This is a genomic window from Candidatus Polarisedimenticolaceae bacterium (assembly GCA_036376135.1).
Lineage (GTDB): Bacteria > Acidobacteriota > Polarisedimenticolia > Polarisedimenticolales > DASRJG01 > DASVAW01.
The window spans coordinates 1-20,960 of sequence record DASVAW010000043.1 but is presented as its reverse complement, the minus strand read 5'-3'; the positions used below and the strand labels follow the sequence as shown (position 1 = coordinate 20,960).

Annotated in this window: 18 protein-coding genes; 9 read left to right on the top strand and 9 right to left on the bottom strand. The window is 72.0% G+C overall.

Annotation, left to right across the window (positions count from 1 at the left end; translation table 11 throughout):
- Positions 1-38 precede the first annotated feature (38 nt).
- The 6 genes from VF139_03590 to VF139_03565 all read left to right on the top strand — a co-directional run bounded on the left by VF139_03590 (position 39) and on the right by VF139_03565 (position 7,771).
- Complete coding sequence (locus VF139_03590; GenBank protein HEX6850464.1) at positions 39-1,007, top strand: hypothetical protein; 969 nt, start codon at positions 39-41, stop codon at positions 1,005-1,007.
- A gap of 8 nt (positions 1,008-1,015) precedes the next feature.
- Complete coding sequence (locus VF139_03585) at positions 1,016-2,434, top strand: NAD(P)-binding domain-containing protein (GenBank protein ID HEX6850463.1); 1,419 nt, start codon at positions 1,016-1,018, stop codon at positions 2,432-2,434.
- Positions 2,431-4,215 carry a cytochrome c3 family protein gene (locus VF139_03580; GenBank protein HEX6850462.1) on the top strand — a complete coding sequence of 595 codons (1,785 nt, stop codon included), beginning with the start codon at positions 2,431-2,433 and terminating at the stop codon, positions 4,213-4,215. Before VF139_03585 ends, VF139_03580 begins: the two co-directional genes overlap by 4 nt.
- A 79-nt stretch (positions 4,216-4,294) precedes the next feature.
- A complete protein-coding gene (locus VF139_03575; protein ID HEX6850461.1) occupies positions 4,295-5,548 on the top strand; it encodes a hypothetical protein in 1,254 nt (417 codons plus the stop codon).
- A 10-nt stretch (positions 5,549-5,558) separates the two neighbouring features.
- Positions 5,559-7,124 (top strand): hypothetical protein, encoded by a 1,566-nt coding sequence (locus VF139_03570; GenBank protein ID HEX6850460.1) that lies wholly within the window; start codon positions 5,559-5,561, stop codon positions 7,122-7,124.
- 128 nt (positions 7,125-7,252) lie between these two features.
- The gene (locus VF139_03565) at positions 7,253-7,771 is read left to right on the top strand and encodes a PDZ domain-containing protein (protein ID HEX6850459.1); all 519 of its coding nucleotides are present in this window, start codon (positions 7,253-7,255) and stop codon (positions 7,769-7,771) included.
- Between the two features lie 3 nt (positions 7,772-7,774).
- Here VF139_03565 and VF139_03560 read toward each other — a convergent pair whose 3' ends face one another.
- The 7 genes from VF139_03560 to VF139_03530 are packed head-to-tail and all read right to left on the bottom strand — an operon-like array spanning position 7,775 to position 15,363.
- Entirely contained in the window at positions 7,775-8,374 is a 600-nt protein-coding gene (locus VF139_03560; protein ID HEX6850458.1) for a methyltransferase domain-containing protein, read from the bottom strand.
- Positions 8,371-10,422, bottom strand: a complete 2,052-nt coding sequence (locus tag VF139_03555) for an MMPL family transporter (GenBank protein HEX6850457.1) — start codon at positions 10,420-10,422, stop codon at positions 8,371-8,373. Before VF139_03555 ends, VF139_03560 begins: the two co-directional genes overlap by 4 nt.
- Complete coding sequence (locus VF139_03550; GenBank protein ID HEX6850456.1) at positions 10,419-12,254, bottom strand: cbb3-type cytochrome c oxidase subunit II; 1,836 nt, start codon at positions 12,252-12,254, stop codon at positions 10,419-10,421. Before VF139_03550 ends, VF139_03555 begins: the two co-directional genes overlap by 4 nt.
- Positions 12,255-12,261: 7 nt before the next feature.
- Positions 12,262-12,645: a hypothetical protein gene (locus VF139_03545; GenBank protein HEX6850455.1), complete on the bottom strand. Its 384-nt coding sequence runs from the start codon at positions 12,643-12,645 to the stop codon at positions 12,262-12,264.
- Positions 12,642-13,871: a hypothetical protein gene (locus tag VF139_03540; protein ID HEX6850454.1), complete on the bottom strand. Its 1,230-nt coding sequence runs from the start codon at positions 13,869-13,871 to the stop codon at positions 12,642-12,644. Before VF139_03540 ends, VF139_03545 begins: the two co-directional genes overlap by 4 nt.
- A complete protein-coding gene (locus tag VF139_03535; protein ID HEX6850453.1) occupies positions 13,868-14,797 on the bottom strand; it encodes a polyprenyl synthetase family protein in 930 nt (309 codons plus the stop codon). Before VF139_03535 ends, VF139_03540 begins: the two co-directional genes overlap by 4 nt.
- Positions 14,794-15,363, bottom strand: coding sequence for a YceI family protein (locus tag VF139_03530; protein HEX6850452.1), 570 nt, complete (start codon positions 15,361-15,363; stop codon positions 14,794-14,796). Before VF139_03530 ends, VF139_03535 begins: the two co-directional genes overlap by 4 nt.
- Positions 15,364-15,455: 92 nt before the next feature.
- On the opposite strand from VF139_03530, the gene VF139_03525 reads away from it, so the two are divergent.
- Positions 15,456-16,139: a response regulator transcription factor gene (locus tag VF139_03525; protein HEX6850451.1), complete on the top strand. Its 684-nt coding sequence runs from the start codon at positions 15,456-15,458 to the stop codon at positions 16,137-16,139.
- Complete coding sequence (locus tag VF139_03520) at positions 16,136-17,491, top strand: ATP-binding protein (GenBank protein HEX6850450.1); 1,356 nt, start codon at positions 16,136-16,138, stop codon at positions 17,489-17,491. Before VF139_03525 ends, VF139_03520 begins: the two co-directional genes overlap by 4 nt.
- A gap of 9 nt (positions 17,492-17,500) precedes the next feature.
- Here VF139_03520 and leuS read toward each other — a convergent pair whose 3' ends face one another.
- Positions 17,501-20,098, bottom strand: a complete 2,598-nt coding sequence (gene leuS, locus VF139_03515) for a leucine--tRNA ligase (protein ID HEX6850449.1) — start codon at positions 20,096-20,098, stop codon at positions 17,501-17,503.
- A gap of 121 nt (positions 20,099-20,219) precedes the next feature.
- Here leuS and VF139_03510 point away from each other — a divergent pair, with 121 nt between their 5' ends.
- Positions 20,220-20,708: a PDZ domain-containing protein gene (locus tag VF139_03510; GenBank protein HEX6850448.1), complete on the top strand. Its 489-nt coding sequence runs from the start codon at positions 20,220-20,222 to the stop codon at positions 20,706-20,708.
- A gap of 50 nt (positions 20,709-20,758) precedes the next feature.
- Here the strand turns inward: VF139_03510 and VF139_03505 are convergent.
- Positions 20,759-20,960: inorganic phosphate transporter (locus VF139_03505; protein HEX6850447.1), on the bottom strand; the 202-nt coding region annotated here is incomplete at its 5' end.

Here is a 20,960-nt window from a genome sequence, read left to right as displayed (position 1 = left end):
CCCTTGCTCCGTATCCTGCGGGGGATTCTCCCGGGAGGATGGGTTTGCCCGGCACCGGCTCGCTGCTCGATTCGCCGCGGCGCGCTTCCGCTCCTGCCGCCGCGGTTACGAAAACCGCACCGAAGCAGGCGGAGCGAGCGCCCCTGCCGGTCCGGATCGCCCGCGCGGCGGGTTGGACGCTCTTCTTCGCGATGACGGGTCTGGCGGTCGCGGCGTTTCCTTATTACTCGGAACCGCTCGCCCGAAAGGTGCGCGATCCCCTCCACGCCTGGTTCAAGCCGTCGGGGACGGTCGGCCAGGCGCTGGGGATCCTCGCCTTCGGGTTGTTCCTGTTCTTGTGGCTGTACCCGCTCCGCAAGAAACTCGGCCGACGCCCGGCCCTGGGAGCGGTCCCCCGGTGGCTCGACGTGCACATCGTCGCGGGACTGCTCCTCCCGCTCGTGGCGGCGGTCCACGCGGGCTTCCGCTTCGAGGGGCTCATCGGGCTGGGGTACGCCTCGATGGCGGTCGTCTGCGCGAGCGGGATCGTCGGTCGCTACCTCTACGTCCACATCCCGCGCAGCCGCACCGGCGTCGAGATGACCCTCGACGAGCTCGCGCTCGAGCGCCGTCAGCTCCTGCACGACCTCGCGACCGCGATCGGCCGGCCGATGCCCGAGATCGAGGCGAAGCTGGCGCGCGGGCGGAAGGAGTCGCCGACGATCAACCCGCTGCGGGTCCTCGGTCGGATGCTGCGGGACGACGTCGAGCGCCGGAGGGCGTTGGGCCGCCTGCGCGCCGAGCTTGCGACGACCGGCGTGCGTCTGGATCGCGAGCACACGCGCGAGGTCCTCGCCGCGGCGCGCCGCGAGATGGCGCTGTCCCAGCAGGCCGCGATGCTCGACGGAGCGCAGAGGATCTTCAAGTGGTGGCACGCCGCCCACCGTCCCTTCGCGATCACCGCGCTCGTCGCGGTGCTGCTCCACGTGGGGGTGGCGGTCGCGCTCGGCCAGACCTGGTTCCGCTGAAGGCGCCGATGCTCTGGACGACGCTCGTTTTCCTGGGCTTCACGGCGCTGCTGGTCGCCCTTCACGTGCGGCGCAGCCGCCCCGCGGCCGCCGCCGCGCCCCGCGCGCGCTCGTGCCCCCGGTGCCGGGTCGTGGTCCCCGTCGGAGCCACCGTCTGCCCGAAGTGCGGCGTTCCGCCGCAGGTGTTCGAGGTGGTGGCCGCTCCGGTCGCCGCCTCGGCCGATGCGCCCGCGAGCGGTCGCCTCCACGCCGCGGTCCGTTCCGACGTTTGCGTGGGATGCGGGGCGTGCGTGTCCGTCTGTCCCGAGCCCGGCGCCATGACGATGCAGGGAAAGCTCGCCGTCGTCGATCCCGAGATCTGCAAGGGCGCGGGCGAGTGCGTGAAGGCGTGCCCGGTGAACGGCGTCTTCCTGACGACGGGCGCCGCGGTCCAACGCGTCGAGGTCCCCGAGGTGAACTTCGACTTCGAGTCGAACGTCCCGGGGATCTTCGTCGTCGGGGAGCTGGGCGGCCGCGGCCTCATCAAGAACGCGATCAACGAGGGGAAGCTGGCGGCCGAGGCGGTTTCCCGCAGGCTGCGCTCGGGGACGGCTCCCGCCGGAAGCGCGCTCGTGCACGACGTCGTGATCGTGGGCTCGGGGCCCGCCGGCCTCAGCGCCGCGTTGACCTGCGTCGACCTGGGCCTGCGCTACGTCGTCCTCGAGCAGGGCGAGGCGGCCGAGAGCATCCGCCGCTACCCCCGCCACAAGCTCCTGCTCGCGGAGCCGGTTCACATGCCGGTGTACGGCGACCTGTGGGTCGCCGACGCGAGCAAGGAAACCCTGCTCGGCATCTGGCAGAACGTGATCGCGATGGCGGGGCTCGACATCCGGACCGGGCAGAAGGTCGAGGACGTCAGGCGGGAGAGCTGGGGATTCCACGTCGTCACCCCTGGGGCGTCGTGGCCGACCCGGCACGTCATCCTCGCCATGGGACGTCGAGGAAGCCCGCGAAAGGCGGGGGTCCCCGGCGAGGAGCTCTCCAAGGTCTTCTACGAGGTCGCCGAGATGGAGGAGTTCGCCGGCCGCCGCGTGCTCGTCGTGGGAGGCGGCGACAGCGCGGTCGAGTCCGCGCTCGGCCTCGCGCGCCAGCGCGGCACGACCGTGCATCTGAGCTACCGGGGCGAGTCGTTCGCCCGCGTGAAGGACCGCAACCGCGCGAAGCTCGAGGAGGAGATCGCGGCGAAACGCGTCGTTGCGCTCCTGCGCTCGACGCTCCTCGAGATCGGCCAGGCTTCCGTGCGACTCGACGTCGCGGGGGAGATCCGGACGCTCCCCAACGACGACGTCATCGTGCGGATCGGCGGCGAGCCGCCGACGGCCTTCCTGGACCGCGTGGGAGTGCGCCGCGTGGTGAAGGAGATCGCCGTCTCGGGAGCCGGTGCGTGAACCGCCCCGCGGCAGCGCTGATGGCCGCCGCGCTCGCCTTCCCGGCCTCCGCCCAGGTCTCCCCCGGGCCGCTCTCCCGGGCGCACGCCGACCTCGAAGGGAACGCGAACTGCCTGAAGTGCCACGGCACGCGAAAGGACGCCCTCGATCTCCGTTGCCTCGACTGCCACCGCGAGATCGGAACCCTGCGCGAAGCGGGACGCGGTTTCCACGCCCGGGACGGCAAGGGCACGTGCGCCAAGTGCCATCCCGAACACGCCGGGGCCGACTTCGCGCTCGTCGATTGGCCCGGGGGCTCCCCCGAGAGGTTCGACCACCTCGCCGCCGGGTTCCCTCTGGAGGGTAAACACGCCTCCCAGACGTGTCGCGCGTGCCACCAGGCGAAGTTCCGGAAGGGGCCCATCGCCGATCGGGCGAAGGTCCGCGACGCCGGGCGGAGCTTCGTCGGCCTCGAGCCGGCGTGTGTTTCGTGTCACGCCGATCCGCACAAGGGGGCGCTCGGACCGGATTGCGCGCGGTGCCACGCGGCGACCGACTGGAAAACCACCCCCGGCTTCGACCACAAGACGACGGCCTTCCCGCTCGAGGGGAAACACGTCGCCGTCGCATGTGCCAAGTGCCACCTTCCCGAAGGCGCCGACAAGCCGCTCTACAAGCCCGTCCCCCACGCGTCGTGCGCGAGCTGCCACGTCGATCCCCACGCGGGGCGCCTCGGCGGCGCGTGCGCCAAGTGCCACGTCGTCGCCGACTGGCGGCAGGTTTCGAAGACGGCGTTCGACCACGACCGCACGCGGTATCCGCTCCGGGGCGCCCACGCGACCGTCGTCTGTGCGAAGTGCCACGACCCGAAGGCGCCGGCCGGCGCGAAGCCTCCTTTCGCGACCTGCGGCGCCTGCCACCGCGATCCGCACCGCGGGCAGGCGACGCTCGCGGGAAAGACGGTGGACTGCGCGGCGTGCCACTCGGTCCAGGCCTTCCGCCCGGGCGTGCTCCCGGCCGCGCAACATGCCCCCGACCGGTTTCCGCTCGAGGGCAAACACGCGACGGTGGCCTGCGCGAAGTGCCACGCGGCGGGGCCGCAGGGGGTCGCCATGCGCCCCGCCCACGCGCGGTGCGCCGATTGCCACCGGGACGTCCACGCCTACAAGCCCCCGCGCGACTGCGAGCCGTGCCACACGGTCTCGGCCTGGGTCCCCTCGAAGGTCGGGGTCGCCGAGCACCGGAGCTACACCTTGAAGCTCGAGGGGGCCCACGCGAAGGCGAAGTGCGAAGGATGCCATCGCAAGCCCAAGCTCGCCCTGACGGGAGTTCCCACGCGCTGCGACGCGTGCCATCGCGACGTTCACGCCTTCGCCCCCGTCAGGGACTGCGCCCCGTGCCACGACGCGCGCGCTTTCGCGCCGGCTTCGGTCGGCCCGAAAGAGCACGCCGGGTACGCCTTCCCCCTCGAGGGGGCCCACGCCGCAGCGCCCTGTTTCGTCTGCCACAAGGACCTCGGCACGCCCGGGCCGCGCAAGGCCGTCTCGTTCAAGGACGAGCGGAGGGAATGCGTCGCCTGCCACGAGGATCCGCACAAGGGCTCGCTCGGAAAGGACTGCGCGCGTTGCCACGGGACCGCCGCCTTCCGTCCCGCGGTGCGCTTCGACCACGACCGCGACACGAAGTTCCGGCTGGGAACGGCCCACCGTCCGGTCGCCTGCGCGAAGTGCCACGAAGGCGGGCGGTGGAAAGGAGCTCCGGCGAAATGCGAGGCCTGTCACGGACGCCGCGCCGCGAATTGACCCAGGGTAATCGGAATTGCCGCCGGGCATCGGCCTTGCTGGTTACGATCCGTCGCCGCCGAATGGCGGGAGGTGGGGCATGAACCTTCGAGGGGTCGGATACGTTCTTCGTCCGGCGATTCCCTTTCTCCTCGCCGGCACCGCCATCGCCGCCGACCCGGATTACCCCCACGGCGATTTCTCCGGCGACTGCACGGAGTGCCACGACTCCGACCGGTGGGCTCCCGCCGCGATCTCCAAGGACTGGAGGCACCCGGAGGCTTTTCCCCTCCTCGGCGCCCATCGCACCGCGAGCTGCAGGGCCTGCCACGCCGACCTCGACTTCAAAACCGCCCCGAAGGACTGCGCCGACTGCCACCAGGACGTTCACCGCGGCGAGCTCGGCATCGACTGCGCGCGCTGCCACCGGCCCACGAACTTCCTCGATCGGTCGAAACAGCTCGACGACCACCGCGCGACGCGATTCCCGCTGGTCGGGGCGCACGCCACCGTGGACTGCGAGTCGTGCCACCGGATGCAGCCCCAGGGGGCGCTGACCTGGGTCGGACTCGACGTCGCATGCGTCTCCTGTCATCTCGCCGACTACCAGGCGACGACCGATCCCGACCACGAGGCGAGCGCGTTCCCGACCGACTGCCTCGCCTGCCACCGGCCGACGGCGTGGTCCCGCGCGGCGGTCGATCACGACCGGACCGGGTTTCCGCTCACCGGCCGGCACCGCACCCTCGCGTGCTCGCAGTGCCACGCGAACGGGTTCTCGGGAACGCCGAGCGAGTGTTACGCCTGTCACGCCGACGACTACAACGGGACCACCGACCCGAACCACGCGCAGGCGGGGTTTCCCACCGACTGCGCCCAGTGCCACACCACGAGCTCCTTCGCCGACGGCACCTTCGCGCACACGGCGTCGTTCCCGCTCGCCGGCGCGCACGCGACGACCAATTGCAACTCCTGCCACGCCGGCGGCTTCGCGGGCACGCCGACCGACTGCTTCGCCTGCCACGCCGCCGACTACAACGGCACCACCGACCCCGATCACGAGGCCGCGGCGTTCCCGACCGATTGCGCGACCTGTCACACGGGCACGACGACCTGGAGCGGGGCGCAGATGCCCAACCACGACTCCCAGTCCTTCCCGATCTACTCGGGGCGACACCAGGGACGATGGAGCCGCTGCTCCGACTGCCACACGCAGCCCTCGAACTTCGCCTCGTTCAGCTGCTTCCTGTGCCACGGCCAGACGGAGACGGCCTCACATCACTCCGGCGTCGCCGGCTACGCCTACGACAGCAACCTCTGTTACCAGTGCCACCCTCGCGGCGAAGCGAACTGAGGAGGCGACGATGAACGTCCGTTCCACGGTCGCCGCATTCGTCCTCCTCCTCGTCGCGCCTTTCGCGGCCGCGGGCGAGGCCAAGGTCACCTACGTCTCCGGCTCGACGGTGTACGTCGACGCCGGCACCGAACAGGGGCTCGCCGAGGGGAGCGTTCTGGAGCTCCTTCGCGACGGCGTCGTCGTCGCCCGTCTGAAGGTGACGACCGTCAGCGCCAAACGGGCCTCGGGGACGGTCGAGCCCGCGGGAATCGAGATCCGCGTCGGCGACGCGGCGCGCTTCACCGCCGCGCCCGCGGCGGCGGCGGCGGCGGCGACGGCGACGGCGGCGGCGGGTGCCCCGCCACCCGCCACAGCAGCGAAATCCCGGCGGGACCGGGGGATCCACGGCCGCGCGGGCGTGCGCTGGCTGTACGTGAAGGACAACTCCGGGCTCGGCCAGGATTTCTCGCAACCCTCGCTCGACCTGCGCCTCACCGGCCGTCAGGTGGGCGGGGCGCCGTTCGACTTCGACGTCGACCTCCGTCCGCGCCGGACCTACCGGACGCGCGCGGACGGCACCTCGGACGACACGTCGAGCAACCGCATCTACCAGGCGAACGCCGCGTGGCGCCCCGGTTCGTTCCGCATCGCGGCCGGGCGGCAGCTCAATCCCTCCCTCGGTCCGGTCACGATGTTCGACGGCGTGCTCGGTGAGTACCGGAGATCCCGGTTCGGGGTCGGCGTCTTCGCCGGGTCCGAGCCGGATCCGGAGGACTTCGCGTACGACTCGACGACGAAGGACTACGGCGCGTACGCGGACTGGAACAACGCGCCGGGCGCGGCGACGCGTTACTGGCTGACCGTCGGCGCCCTCTCCTCGACGAGCGAGGGAGAGGTCAACCGCGACGTCGTCTACGGCTCCGGCCGGCTCGTGCGCGGCGGATTCCACGCGTACTTCCTCCAGCAACTCGACTACAACCGCGGCTGGCGCAAGGAGGCCGAAGGGGAGTCGATCACGCGCAGCGGCTCCTACCTCGCGCTTCGCTGGCACGCGACGAAGTCGGTGTCGCTGAACGCGGGGTGGGATTCGCGGCGCAACGTCCGCGTCTACCGCGACCTCGTCAGCCCGGCGACCGAGTTCGACGACACCTACCGCCAGGGTTACTGGGGCGGCGTCGAGTGGCGGCCGCAGAACAAGTGGATCGCCGCGCTCGACGGGCGCTCCTCGAGCGGCGGATCGGCCGGATCGGCCGACGCGTGGACCCTCCGCCTGGGGGCGACGAACCGGACCCGGCTCGGCCTCGACGCCACGCTCCGGGCGACGACCTACTCCGGCCCCTACGTCGACGGCGATCTGTACGCCTGCGACGTTTCGCTCCAGGCGGCGACACGCGTCCGCGTCGGCGCGCGGCTCGGGATGCGCGACGAGACCGGATCGTTCATCACCCCCGGGGCGGAGACGGTGACCTGGTTCGGGACGGACGTCGATCTCCTGGTGGGACGCCGCGGTTACGTGACGTTCGCCTGGGACCACACCGCCGGCGACGACGAGGACAACGACCAGCTCTTCCTGACGACGAGCTGGCGATTCTAGGCCCGGATTTACGAGGTCTTTACCGATTTGACGACGTTTTACGCCCGCGTGCGCGACCGTTACGCGCCGGGGCCGTAGCCTCCGTCACGTCCGCCTGACGTCCGGCCCCGCGGGGCCAAGGAGGCTTCATGAAAGTCGATCGGATCCTGACCGTCGCCGCGATCGTGTCCCTCGCCGCCGCCCCCGTGATCGCGGGCGGACCCGAGTGCGAGAAGAACGCGAAGTCCGCCCATGCCGTCGCCGCTTCCGCGAAGAAGGAAGGCGGATGCACGGCCAGCGCCGCCGAATGCGAGAAGGGGATGGCCGCGATGAAGTCGCAGGGCTGGTCCGGAATCTTCGCCGAGAAGTCCGACGCCGGCCTCGTCGTCGTGAAGGTCGTTCCGGGAAGCCCCGCCGAGACCGCGGGGATCGCGAAGGGCGACGTGTTGCTCTCGTTCAACGGCATCACCTACTCCGACGAGAACAAGGAGAAGGTGATGGCGGCCCGCAAGGAGCTGAAGTCCGGCTCGACCGCGACCTACGGGATCCAGCGGAACGGCAAGGCGAAGAACGTCGAGGTCCGCCTCGCGACGATGCCCGAGGAGGTCTACACCGCGATGGTCAAGGAGCACATGGCCGAGGATCACGCCGCGGTCGCGAAGAACTGACCGTCAGGGCGCCACGCGCCAGATGCCGAACGGGCCCGGGAGCTTCCGTCGCAACGGCGGCGGAAGCCCCGCGGCTCGAATCGCCTCCTCGACGCCCTCGCGGGCGAACGCTCCGAAGTAAGGCGTTTCGAAGGTGGCGAGAATGCGAGGCCAGACTCCGTCGGCCCGCACCCGATAGTCGAGGATCACGATCCCCTCCCTCGTCGTCCGGGCGACCTCGCGAAGCACCTCCGACCGGACACGACGCGGCATGTCGTGCAGGGCGAACGACAGGACCGCGGCGTCGAAGGACCGGTCCGCGAACGGGAGGCGGCGGGCGTCGCAGACGACCGGACGCACCGCCTCTCCGCACTTGCGGGCCGCGCGCGCGAGCATCTCCATCGTGAAGTCGATCGCGACGACCTCCGCGCCGCGGCGGGAAAGCCGTCGCGCGATCTCGCCGGTCCCGGCGCACGCATCGAGGATGCGCCGGCCCCGCTCGGCCCCGGTCTCCCGCACGGCGGCCGCGTAGGCGTATCCGACGGGGAGCGCGAACAGGTCGTAGGCCCCGCTCCAGCCGCGGAAGTACGCGCGCGTGAACTCCGCGTAACGGTCGTGCGTCACTCGGCGCTCCACTCCGCCGGCGCCGCCCACCGCAGGAAGGTCGGAAGGGACAACACGGAGACGGCGAGTGCGGCGACCACGCCGATCGTCATCGCGAGCGCGAACGAGGCGAGGCCGCGGTGGGAGGTGAAGGCGAGCGTCCCGAACCCCGCGAGCGTCGTCGCCGCGCTGACCAGGACGGTGCGCCCGCTTCCCGCGAGCGTGCGGGCGAAATCGCCCCGCTCGGCCAGGAACCGGTGGGTGACGTGCACGCCGCTGTCCACCGCCGTCCCGATCACGACCGGAAGCGCCATGACGTCGATCGGATTGAACGCCAGCCCCGTCGCCCGCATCACGCCGAGCATCGCGGCGACCCCCAGGAACGTCGGCGCGACCGCGAGCGCGGTCCAGCGCGTGAGGCCGAACTCGAGGGTCACGAGGATCAGGACGACGAGGCCCGCGAGCGCCCCGGTGATCCGCAGCGCGCGGCGGGACAGGTCGATCATGAAGTGCCCCAGGAACGGCATCCCCGTCGCCTGGGGGTCGAGGGCGCGCATCGCATCGAGGAACCGCTCCTGGAACTCGGGGTCCCAGACATCGCCGTTGGGGTAGGCGTAGACGGCCAGGCGCCCGTCCGGAGCGACGAAACCCGCGCGAAAAGCGGCGCGCTCGGCGGCGATCGGCAGGGCCGCGGCGTCGAGGAGCGTGAGATCCGACGCCGAGCGGACCTCGGCGACCGTCTCCTCGAGGCGGAGCTTTTCGGTCAGCGCCTTCGCCGCCGCGGCGTCGGGAACCGCGAACGCCGCGAACTGCGGCGAGAACCGCGAATGCGCGACCATCTCGCGCTCGAGGCGCGCCGCCTCGGAGTCGCGCGGCTGCAGGTTCAGGTAGTCCCCGTCGAACGGCGGCAGCCCGCGCGACAACCCGCCGAGGGCGAAGAGCGCGATCGCGACCGCGACGGCCGGGTGCTGGACGGCCAGCAGCAGGCGGCCCAGGCGACGCTCCCCCACCTTCCGCTCGCGACGGCGACCCTTCACGAAGGTGAGCGCGGCGGGGAGCCAGAAGACCATCGACGCGAGCGCGATCGCGATCCCGGCGGCGCCGATGACGCCCAGCTCGGCGAACCCGCGGAACCCGGAGAAAACGAGCACGAGGAACGCCGCCGCCGTCGCGAGCGCTTCGGTCGCGAGCCCCGGCGCGAGGAACACGACCGCGCCCTGGATCGCCTCCGGCAGCAACGCCCCGTCGGCAAGCCGCTCCTCGACCGCGTCGATCACGTAGATCCCATAGTCGCTCCCGAGGCCGAACAACGCCGAGAAGAAGAAGGCCGAGAGCAGCGTCAGGTGCCCGGGAACGACGGCCGCCAAGGCGAGGACGACCGCCGCCGCCAGGGCGAGGAGCGCCATCGCCCAGATCGGCCGCAGGAACTCGCCGAAGGCGAACGCGAAGATCGCGCCCACGAGAACGAACGAGAGCGCCGACAGCCCCGCGAGGTCCCGCTGGATCACGTCGCGATCGTCGAGGGCGTATTGCGGAAGACCCGTGTACCCCGCGCGAACGCCGAGGCGGTCGACCCCGGCTCCTTCAACGGCCGCTTTCACGCCTCGCACGAAGGGCTCGATCGTCGTCGCCGCCGCGTGCGGGTCGTCGGGCTGCACGAAGACGTAGTAACGGTCCCGTTGCTCCGAGGCGAACCACGGATCGACCCGCAGCAACGCGAGCACGGCCCCGTCGTAGGGGAGGCGTCCCATCGCCGCGCGCACGCCGGGGCGGCCCCGAGCCGCGTCCGCGACGCGCACCGCCGCCTCGCGCCTTGCCGGCTCGTCGCCTCCTTCGAGGACGACCACGAGCACGTTCGGGGTCCCGAAAACCTCCGCGAAGGCGCGAAATCGCGCGACCTCGGGGAGGTCCGGATCCACGAGGTCGAGATTCGAGGTCTTCAGGCCCAGATGCGTCGCCGCGTACGTCGTGGCGGCGACGGCCAGCAGGACCGCGCTCGCGAGGACGCTTTTCGGCCGCCGAACGGCGAGCCGCGCCGCCGCGCCGAACGCACGCTCCCGGAACGTCACCGGCGCGCTCCGTTCGACACGAAGGCGACGAGGTCGGCGAGGTCGCGCTCGGGCAGGGTCTCGTGCCCGGGCATCGGCGTCGGAGCCCGCCCGAACCGGATCGAGCGGTAGAGGCCGGCCGGGGTGCGGTCCTGAAGGCTCGCGAGGTCCGCAGGCCTCACGCCGAGCCGTGGTGCGAGCGGGCCGTCGCCGCGTCCGGCGGCGCCATGGCAGGCGGCGCAGTACGTCGCGAAGAGCGCCGCGCCGCGGGCGGACGAGGCCGACCCGAGATCGGGAGTCGGCGCGTCGGCGATCGCCGCGGCGCGACCCGCATCGCCGCCGTATCCGAGCGTCGACAGGTAGGCGACGAGGTCGGCTCCCCGACCGTCGCGGAAGAGATGCGCGTACGACGGCATGCGCGAGCCCGGGGCCAGTCCGCGCGGGTCGACCAGGTGCGCGGTCTGCCAGGCGGGAGCGCGCCGAAGGCCGACGTTGGCGAGATCGGGCCCCTGCCTGCGGTTCCCGACGAGCAAGGGGCGCTGCGTCCGGTCGAGGGGGCGGTACGGCCCCCAGTCGGTCTCGTCGCGCGTGCCGGGTCTCACGTACTGGGAGTGACAATGCACGCACCCTTCGGCGACGTAGACCTCCCGCCCTCGCGACGCCGACGGAGGGGCGCCCGCCTCGTGGTGCGGCGGAAGGTGCGTCGTCCACGCGACGAATCCCCCGAGCGCGCCGATCGCCGCGGTCGCCCCGAACGTGCGCGCGAACGCGGCCGCCCTGATTCCCGCCGCCGCGAGCGCCGCGACGAGCGCGAACCCTCCGGCGATCGCGATGAGCGCGACCGGGATGGTGCCGACGTCCTGGGCCGCGCCGACCCCTGCGGCCGAGCCCGCCCACCCCGCGAGGCCGAACAGCAATGCCGCACGCAGCGCCGCCGGCTCCTTCCGCGGGGCGAACGCGGGGGCGAACACCAGTGCGGCGGAGTAGGTCGAGATGCCCGCCGCATACAACGGCCCCGCGAACGCCGCGAGCGGCGAACCGGAGAGCAGCCACCCGAACGCGAGGGCGAACAGCCCCCATGTGCCGACGAGCAGCCCCGCCAACGCTCCCGTGTCCAGGGCCACCCCCGCCGCGATCGCGGCGAGGAGGTGCGCGCTCCCCTGCAGCAACGTCCGCGCCGGGCCGCCCCACGTGACCTCCTTCCACCCGGGGGTGGTCTGAATCACCGCAAAGGCGCACGCGTCGAGGGCGACGAGCCCCCCGAGCGCCGCGACCAGGAGAACGAGCGGGACCCCTCGCCCGCGGGCGGGCACCGTCGCAGGACCGGCTGCCGGCCGCAGCGCCGCGGCGACGGCGAGCGCGAAGGCGGCGGGAATCGCCGCGCGCGTCCACGTCGAGCCCTCGAACAGCCACGGGAGGTTGCTCGCGAAGTAGGCGATCCCGGTTCCGAGGCCGATCGAAAGACCCGCGCGTCCGGCCGGGAGGAGCGCGGGGAGCGCCAGCGCGAGGGCGACCGTCGCGCCCCCCATCGACGCCCCGATCGCCCCGGCGGCCGAACACAGCCCGACGAATCCCGACGCGGCCACGCTCACGACGGCGATCGCCGCCGAAGCCGCGAGCAGCCCGCGCGCCAGGCGCACCGCGTCGCGCCCGTGCGCGAAGCGCGCCGAGACGCCGCTCGCGGCGAGCCCCGCGATTCCCATGCACGCCATGACCACCCGCACCTTCTCCGGCGAATCGAGGACGCGGCGCGCCTGCTCGAGGAAGCCGAACTGCGTGTGCAGGAGGAAGAGGGCGTACGTCGCCGCGACCGCGGCGATCCCTCTCGAGTTGCGGGCGAGCGTGCTCCGCACGGCGTCCCTAGGCGTAATCGCCGCGCGCCCGGAACGCCAGCTGCGCCAGGGCGACGATCGCGTCGAACGTCCCCACGAGAAGCCAGGCCGAGGGAAGGGCGTTCCCACACACGGCGACGGCGAGGAAACCCGCGACGGCCAGACGCGCGACGGTCGTGATCTCCGCGGCGGCGGCGTGCCGGGCCGGCGCGAAGTTCGGCCACACCCCCGCGAACCCCACGCAGCCGACGAACACCCCCAACCAGCGCATGAGGATCCAGGACTCCTCGGGTAGCGCAGGGAGTCGGAGCACGGCGAAAACCCATGCCGGCGCGGTGACGAGCGCCGCCCCCGTCGCGAGGTCGCAGATCCCCGAGCCCGTCAGCAGCAACCGGCCCGCATTCCAGCTCATGCCCCATCCTCGAGGGACCCACGCAGCCAGGCCCACGCCGCCCAAGCCATCGCGGCCCCCGCCGCGAGCCGCGCGGCGTAGAACCCGTCGATCCAAGGGTCCGATCGGAACAGCACTCCCGGGACGAGCACCTCCCGTACGCCGGCCGCGGTCGCGGCGACGACGTGCGCGGCGCAACCGACCTGCCAGCCGATGAACGGTCCTTTCGCGCCGAACGGACCGCCGCCACCCCCGGCGGCGGTCGTCCAGACGAGCCCGCCGAGCGCGCTCGCCACCCCCGCCATCGCCAGGTGCGCGTGGCCGACGAGGACGTTCGTGAACTTCACCCGCTCGAGCACTCCGGGGACGAAGCTCCCGGTCCCCGACGCGACGAGTGCGATCGCCCAGACTCCGAGCGCGAGCTTCCAGCGTCGCGCCCCTTCGGGCCAGGCGAATCGACGCAGCCACCAGGCGAGCACGGGGAGCCAGACCACGACGGAGGCGACGGCGAGGGCCTGAACGACCTCGCGATGGCCGTGGTCGCCGCGGCCCATTGCAAGGAACGCCAGGAGGTGCAGGGCGAGTGCGACGGCGGGGCCGATCGCTTCTTTGGCCCGTCGGGGTTCGGCGAGCCCGAGCAGGAACGGGAACACGAGCACGATCGCAACGACGGCGAGGGAGCTGCCGAGAAGATCCGCGCCGGTCGGCCCGCCGGTCGCCGGATTCACCGGCGGATAGGACGCCGGGCTCGTCGCGAGGGCCAGCGCTCCCGGGACCGCCGCCAACCCGATCCACAGCAGAACCCGCCCACCGTGCCCGGGACGGCCGCTCAGGGCGAAGGCCCCCGCGGCGAGGAGCCCCGCGAGCGCCACGAGCGCCGCGAGGAACGCGCCGCGGGCGAGCCCGCTCCACTCCAGGAACACCTTCCCGCTCGAAATCCCCGAAAGCCACGCGACCGTTCCGATGAGGAGCGCGCCCGACCAGAGTTGAACGATCCACTCCGCCGCCCGCGACCACGCCTTCGTCCCCGGGTCGTACGCCCGGAGCAGCAGCGCGACGAGCGGGAGGGCGCACCATCCGTAAAGCGCGGTGTCGAGGTGGACGGACGCGAGCCTCCCGAAGGTCGCGGGACCGAGCGCCGCGCCGAGGGCCGGCGCGACGAGCAGCGTCGCCATCGCGAGCCCGAACCCGCAAGCGACGACAAGCCACAGCGCCGCGTGCCGCTGCGCGACACCGAGAGGGGTCAAGCGGCGATCCGGCCGATCCGCGCCAGGACCTCCTCGCGCATCCCTTCGAGCGTGTCGTGAAGGCGCGCGAGCGGCTGCAGCGCCCGCCCGGGGAGCCGAGCCGCGTCCAGCGCCACCCGCGCCTGCGCGAGCAGGGCGTCGAGGCGCGCGACGGCTCGACGCGTCCCCGCGCGTTGCGGGAGATTCGGCCGGCCCAGGCGACGATCGCGCGACGTCGTCTTCCCCGCTTCCGCGTCGGTGAGCAGGAGGTCCTTGAAGTCGTCGAGGATCTGGTAGGAAAGCCCCCACGCGCGGGAGAGGGTCTCGAGCCGCCGGACGGTGGACGCGGGCGCTCCCGACGCGATCGCGGGGAGGACCACGGCGAGCCGGATGAGCGGGACCGTTTTCCCGGAGGCCACGCGCAAGACCTCGTCGGCGCGAGCGCGCCGGTCGAAGTGGACGTCGCGCGCCTGCCCGTCGAGGATCCCCTCCGCGCCCAGGCATTCCGCGACGAGCGCGCCGACCCTCCGGCGGCGGGACGCCGGAATCCGCTCGAGGGCCTCCCACAGCAACGCGTACGCCCGGGTGATGAGCGCGAGCGCTCCGAGCGTTGCGGCCGCCTCGCCGTGCGCGACGTGGGGGCAGGTCCTCCCGCGACGCGTCGTCGCGTCGTCCATTGCGGGCATGTCGTCGAAGATCAGCGACGCGGCATGGAAATACTCGATCGCCGTGGCGAGCCGCAACGCGTCGCCGGGCGGAAGCCCCGAGCCCGTCGCGACGCCGTAGATGAGCTGGGCGCGTGCGAGGCTCCCGGGGTTCCCCGTCGCCTCGGCCACGACCGCCGCGAGGTGCGGCTCGAGGGACGGCGACGGACGCAGGAGGGTGCCGAAGGCGCGGCGCACGCGCCTTCGGTCCGGGCCGTCGAGGAGCCTGAGCCCTCGATTCACTCGGCCACCCGCAGATCGCCCTCGGCGTGCACGTGGACCTTCACGACCTTCGCGACTTTCAACACGAACCAGCTCGGGTCGTGCATCCCCCACTCGACGAACGGGATCGGGAAGTCGGCGTCCACGGCAAGCGCTCCCTTCGCGACGTGGACCTTCCCGGTGAGGGTCATCTTGTGGTCGGCGCCGTGGAGGCTCAGGACCCCGTCGAGCACGACCTCCCCGTCCCCCTCGGCGGGCACGGTTCCCCGGAACCGGGTCGCCCGGAACGTCGCGAGCGGCCAGGAGCCGTCCTCGAGCACCTCCCGGTGCATCGTCTTGTCGCGGCTCTTGTTTCCGGTCTGCGCCGTCACGAGATCGACCACGAGCTCCCCCGAGGCCTCCCCCGTCGCGGGATCGAATCGAACGGCGCCGGACTTGAGCGCGAGCGTCCCTTCGACGTCGTGCCCGGTCGCCTCGAGGACGAAGGTGACCTTCGAGCGCTCCGGGCTGAGCGTGAGGGCGTGAGGCGCGGCGGCGGCCACGGGAACCACGGCGGTCAACGCGAGCAGCACGGAACCGATTCGCATGGATCCTCCCGGCGTCCTTCGGGACGCTCCCTGCAAGCTAGGGGACGGCCGTGAACGCGCCATGAACGCGCGGGGAGGGCTATAGTGACGCGGTGCGCGTGTTGTTCGTCGAGGACGAGCGCCGCCTCGCCGAACGGGCGGGGCGAGGCCTGCGGGAGGAGGGGTTCGCGGTCGATCACGCCGCGACCCTCGCTCAGGCGCGCGAGCTCGCGATCGTCACCGAATACGATCTGGTCCTCCTGGACCTCATGCTGCCCGACGGATCGGGGCTCGACCTCCTTCGCGACTGGCGGGGCGAGGGCGTCGAGACGCCGGTGTTGATCCTCACCGCGCGCGATCTCCTCGAGGACAAGGTCGAAGGTCTCGGCTCGGGAGCCGACGACTACCTCACCAAGCCCTTCGCCTTCGAGGAGCTCCTGGCGCGCGCGCGCGCCCTGCTGCGCCGGCGAGCGGCGCCGCCGCGCCGCGTCCTCGAGGCGGGGCCGCTGCGGGTCGATCGGGAGGCCCGGCACGCCAGCTGGTCGGATACGACGCTGGACCTGTCCCCGAAGGAGTTCTCGTTGCTCGAGTACTTCATGCTCCACCCGGACGTCGTCCTCTCCCGCGGGCGGATCGCGGAGCACGTCTGGGACCGGGCCTACGAGGCACGCTCGAACACGATCGACGTGATCGTCACACGCTTGCGCCGGAAGCTCGACGCCGCGGGGGCGCCGAAGCTGATCTTCGCGGAGCCGGGGATCGGCTACGCCCTCCGATCGAAGGAAGCGCGGGGTTGAGTCGCCGCCGGACCCTGCGCGCGCGACTGGCGTGGTGGTTCGCCGGGGCGCTGCTCGTCCTGTACGGCGCCGCGGCGACGATGGGCTGGCTGTACGCCTTCTCCACCGCGCGCCAGTTCGCGACGCTGACGCTGAAGACCGAGGCCGAGGAGCTCGCGCGCTTCGTGGCGGAGAGCGGTCGGCTCGACGCGCCCGAGCTCGGGAAGCTCGAGGAGCTGCCGGTCCCGATGTGGCTGCGGGTTCTGCGCGACGGCGTGGTGATCGCGGCCACGCCGGGCATCCCGCCGGTGCCCCCCTTCACCGCGCGCGAGGCGGCGGGACGCGTGATCGTCGTGGAATTCAACCGGGGCGGCCCGTACCTCCTCGTGCGGCACGCCGTGACCGATCCCGGGGGACCACTCGCCGTCGAGGCCATCGGCTCGCTCGCGCCCCTGCGCGCGCGCGAGCTCGCGCTCGCGGCCGGGCTCGCGCTCGCCGGGCTCGTCGTCATCCCGCTCGCGGCGGTCGGCGGACGCGCGCTCGCCGGGCGGGCGCTGGGACCGCTCGACGACCTCGTCGACGACATCCGCGCGCTCGATCCCGCCCGGCTCGACGCGCGGCTGCGGGCCCCCCGCGGGACGGTCGAGGAGGTGGCGGTCCTGGCATCCGCGTTCAACGACCAGCTCGCGCGGCTCGAGGCCGTGCTCGAGTCCATGCGCCGCTTCACGGGCGACGCGTCGCACGAGATTCGCAATCCCCTCTCCGTGCTCCGCGCGGGGATCGAGGTCGCGCTGCGCCGCGAGCGCGACCCCGAGGAGTACCGGCGCCTGCTCCGCGAGAACCTGCAGGAGATCGTGCGCCTGCACGCCGTCGTCGAGGGGCTGCTCGCGCTCGCACGCGAGGTCCCCGGACGGCCCTACCCGGTCGCGAGGCTTCCGGTCGATCTTTCCGCGCTCGTCGAATCCGCCGTGGGCGGCTTCGAGGTCGTGGCCTCGGAGCGGGGGGTGACGTTCGACCTCGAGTCCGAGCCGGAGGTCATCGTCTCGGGTGACGCGAACCTCCTGCGCCTGGTCGTCTTCAACCTCGTCGACAACGCCCTGAAGCACGGGCCCGCGGGGGAACCGGTCTCGATCCGCGTCGCCCGCGAAGGGAGCGTCGCCCGCGTCGTGATCGCGGACCGCGGGCCCGGGGTGCCCGCGGAGGATCGGGGGCGCCTTTTCGAGCGGTTCTACCGCGCGGCGGAGAGCGGCGGCGCGGGGACGGGGGGGTTGGGACTGAGCGTCGTCCGCTGGGTGACCGAGCTGCACGGAGGCGAGGTGCGCCTCCTCGACGAGGGGGGCGGCTGCGCGTTCGAGGTCACCCTGCCGGCCTGACGCGCGGCGTCAGCGCACCACGAAGTTCACGAGCCTCCCCGGCACCACGATCGTCTTGACCAGCGTCTTTCCTTCGAGCCACGCGGGAACCGCCTCGGCGGCGAGCTTCTCCAGCTCCGCCTGCGGCGCGTTGCGCGGCGCGAGCACGCGGCCGCGCACCTTGCCGAGGACCTGGACCACGAGCTCGAAGGTGTCCTCCTCGAGATAGGCCGGATCCCAGGCCGGCCACGGCGCGCGTACGATCCCGCCGGCGTGGCCGAGCCGCTCCCACAGCTCCTCGGCGAAATGCGGCGCGAAGGGCGCGAGGGCGAGCACGAACCGCTCCGCCTGCGAGCGCGTCATGGCCCCGGGGTGCTCGGCGACGTCGTTCATGAAGGTCATGAACCCCGCGATCGCCGTGTTGAACGAGAAGGGGCCGAAACTGTCGTCGACGCGCTTGAGGCAGCGGTGCAGCGCCCGCTCCACGGCCAACGTTTCCCCCTCGAGGGGCTTCGGCGCGGCGTCCGCGCGGAACTCGGGGCGCACCGGAGCGTCCCCCTCCGGATCGACGAGCAGCCTCCACGCCCGCTCGAGGAACCTCCGGCATCCCGTGATCCCCTTCGAGTCCCAGCTGCGCGCGTCCCCCAGCGGCGACATGAACATCTCGTAGAGCCGGAAGGCGTCGGCGCCGTATTCCGCGATCACGTCGTCGGGGTTCACGACGTTTCCCTTCGACTTCGACATGGCGGTATGAACCTGCAGGAGTGGGGCGCCGTCGGCGCGGCGGACGAACGCGCCGTCGCGCTCCTCGACGTCGCGGACGTGCACCCAGCGCTCCCCCGCGTCCTGGTAGGCCGGGGCGCCGAGCAGCCCCTGATTGAACAGCTTCCGGAACGGCTCTTTCGTGTGCACGAGGCCGACGTCGTACAGCACCTTGTGCCAGAAGCGGGCATACAGCAGGTGCAGCACCGCGTGCGTGGCGCCGCCGACGTAGAGATCGACCGGCCCCCAGTAACCTTCCGCCTCGCGCGAGAACGCCGCGTCGGCGTTGTGGGGGTCCATGAAACGCAGCCAGTACCAGCACGATCCCGCCCATCCCGGCATCGTGTCCGTGTCCCGGCGCGCGGGCTTGCCCGACGCGGGGTCGGTCGTGTGCAGCCACTCCTTCGCGCGGGCGAGCGGCGCGGAGCCGTCCGAAGAGGGCGTGAAGTCCTCCATCTCGGGGAGCAGGACCGGGAGCGCGTCGTCGGGAACGCGCACGATGGTGCCGTCCTCGAGGTGAAGGAGCGGGAAGGGCTCCCCCCAGTAGCGCTGGCGGCTGAACAACCAGTCGCGCAGCTTGTAGCGCACGACGCCCCGCCCCGCGCCGGCCGCCGTCAGGAGCTCGATCGTCCGCCGTTTCGCGTCGGGGGTCGGCAGGCCCTCGATCGGAGGCGAGTTCACGGCGATCCCGTCGCCCGTGAAACAGACCCCCTGGGCGAGCCCGTCCACCCCGGCGGGGGGGCGCACGACCTCGACGATCGGCAGGTCGAACTTGTTCGCGAACTCGTGGTCGCGGGTGTCGTGCCCGGGGACGGCCATGATCGCGCCCGTGCCGTAGCTGATCAGCACGTAGTCGGCGATCCAGATCGGCACGCGCGCCCTCGGATCGTCCGCGGGCAGCAGCGGGTTCCGGGCGTACGCCCCGGTGAAGACGCCGGACTTCTCCTTGGCCAGGTCGGTGCGCTCCAGGTCGGACTTCGAGGCGGCGGCCGCGATGTACCCCTCGACGGCGCGCCGCCGGTCCGGCGTCGTGATCGCGCCGACGAGCGGGTGCTCCGGGGCGAGCACGCAGAACGTCGCTCCGAACAACGTGTCGGGGCGCGTCGTGAACACCGTGAATCGCGAGCCTTCGCGGCCCTCGATGCCGAAATCGATCTCCGCCCCCTCGGAGCGCCCGATCCACTCGCGCTGCATCGCCTTGATGGACTCGGGCCAGTCGAGCTCCTCGAGGTCGGACAGGAGCCGCTCCGCGTACGCCGTGATGCGGAGCATCCACTGACGAAGCGGGCGGCGCACGCAAGGGTAGTTCCCCCGCTCGGAGCGTCCGTTGATGACCTCTTCGTTCGCGAGGACGGTCTTGAGCTCCTCGCACCACCAGACGCTCATCTCGGCGGGATACGCGAGCCCGCGGTCGTACAGGCGCGCGAAGATCCACTGCGTCCAGCGGTAATACCCGGGATCGGCGGTGGAGAACTCGCGATCCCAGTCGTAGGAGAGGCCGATGAGCTTCAGCTGGCGGCGGAAGTTGGCGATGTTCTCGCGCGTGGTCTGCTGAGGGTGCTTGCCCGTCTGAATGGCGTATTGCTCGGCGGGGAGCCCGAACGCGTCCCAGCCCATCGGGTGGAGGACGTTGAATCCCTCCATGCGCTTGCGCCGCGCGACGATATCGGTGCCGATGTAGCCGATCGGGTGTCCGACGTGCAGGCCGGATCCCGACGGATACGGGAACATGTCGAGGACGTAGTACTTCGGTCTCGTGGGATCGAAGCCGGCCTCGCCGGGATTCGGCGTCCGGAACGGTCGCTCGGCATCCCAGCGCCGCTGCCAGCGAGGCTCGAACGAACTCGGATCGTAAGGTTGACTCACGTCGCACTCCGCGTGGAGGCGCAAGGTTAGCAAATCGGGCGTTTACGAACCCTTTACGCCTTTGACCACGTTTTACCGCGACGCCGACGACTCTTACAGCGCGGATCCGTACCTTGCGGGCGTGAACCGAACCCAAAAGGAGAACACCATGCACCGCACGTTCCGCACCGCCGCCGCCGTCCTCGTCGCCGTCGCCTTCGCCGCCTCCTTCGCCGGAGACGGGAAGCCCTGCACCGCCTCCAAGGAGGAGTGCCAGCGCCACTTCGCGGCCCTCAAGGCCCAGGGCTGGTCCGGAATCGAAGCCGACAAGTCGGACAAGGGCCTCGTCGTCACGAAGGTCGCCCCCGCGAGCCCCGCGGAAGCAGCCGGCGTGAAGGCCGGGGACATCCTCCTCGGCTTCAACGGCGTCGCCTACAAGGAAGGGAACTGGGAGCGGATCCAGGCGCTCCGGGCCGAGACCCACGCCGGGGCGCAGGGCGTGTACACCGTGAAGCGCGGCCGCCAGCTGAAGAACTTCGAAGTGAAGTTCGCGGCGATCCCCGACGCGGTCTACGCGGCCATGGTGAACGGGCACATGAGCGCCGAGCACGGCGCGGTCGCCAGCAACTGACGAGGATGCGAGGATGGGGTCAGACCCCCGCAGGGGTCTGACCCCGCAGCCTATCGAACGAGCGAGATCAGCCAATAGCTCCCGGCGCCCACGAGCGCCGACATCGGGATCGTGAGCACCCACGCCCAGACGACGCGGGCGGCGATCCCCCAGCGCACGGCGGAGATCCGCTGGATCGCGCCGACGCCGACGATCGCGCCACTGATCACGTGCGTGGTGCTGACGGGGATGCCGAGCTGGGCGGTCCCGAAC

Coding starts and splice junctions, on each gene's coding strand:
- VF139_03590 (HEX6850464.1), top strand. CDS start 39: ATGGGTTTGCCCGGCACCGGCTCGCTGCTCGATTCGCCGCGGCGCGCT.
- VF139_03585 (HEX6850463.1), top strand. CDS start 1,016: ATGCTCTGGACGACGCTCGTTTTCCTGGGCTTCACGGCGCTGCTGGTC.
- VF139_03575 (HEX6850461.1), top strand. CDS start 4,295: ATGAACCTTCGAGGGGTCGGATACGTTCTTCGTCCGGCGATTCCCTTT.
- VF139_03570 (HEX6850460.1), top strand. CDS start 5,559: ATGAACGTCCGTTCCACGGTCGCCGCATTCGTCCTCCTCCTCGTCGCG.
- VF139_03565 (HEX6850459.1), top strand. CDS start 7,253: ATGAAAGTCGATCGGATCCTGACCGTCGCCGCGATCGTGTCCCTCGCC.
- VF139_03545 (HEX6850455.1), bottom strand. CDS start 12,645: ATGAGCTGGAATGCGGGCCGGTTGCTGCTGACGGGCTCGGGGATCTGC.
- VF139_03530 (HEX6850452.1), bottom strand. CDS start 15,363: ATGCGAATCGGTTCCGTGCTGCTCGCGTTGACCGCCGTGGTTCCCGTG.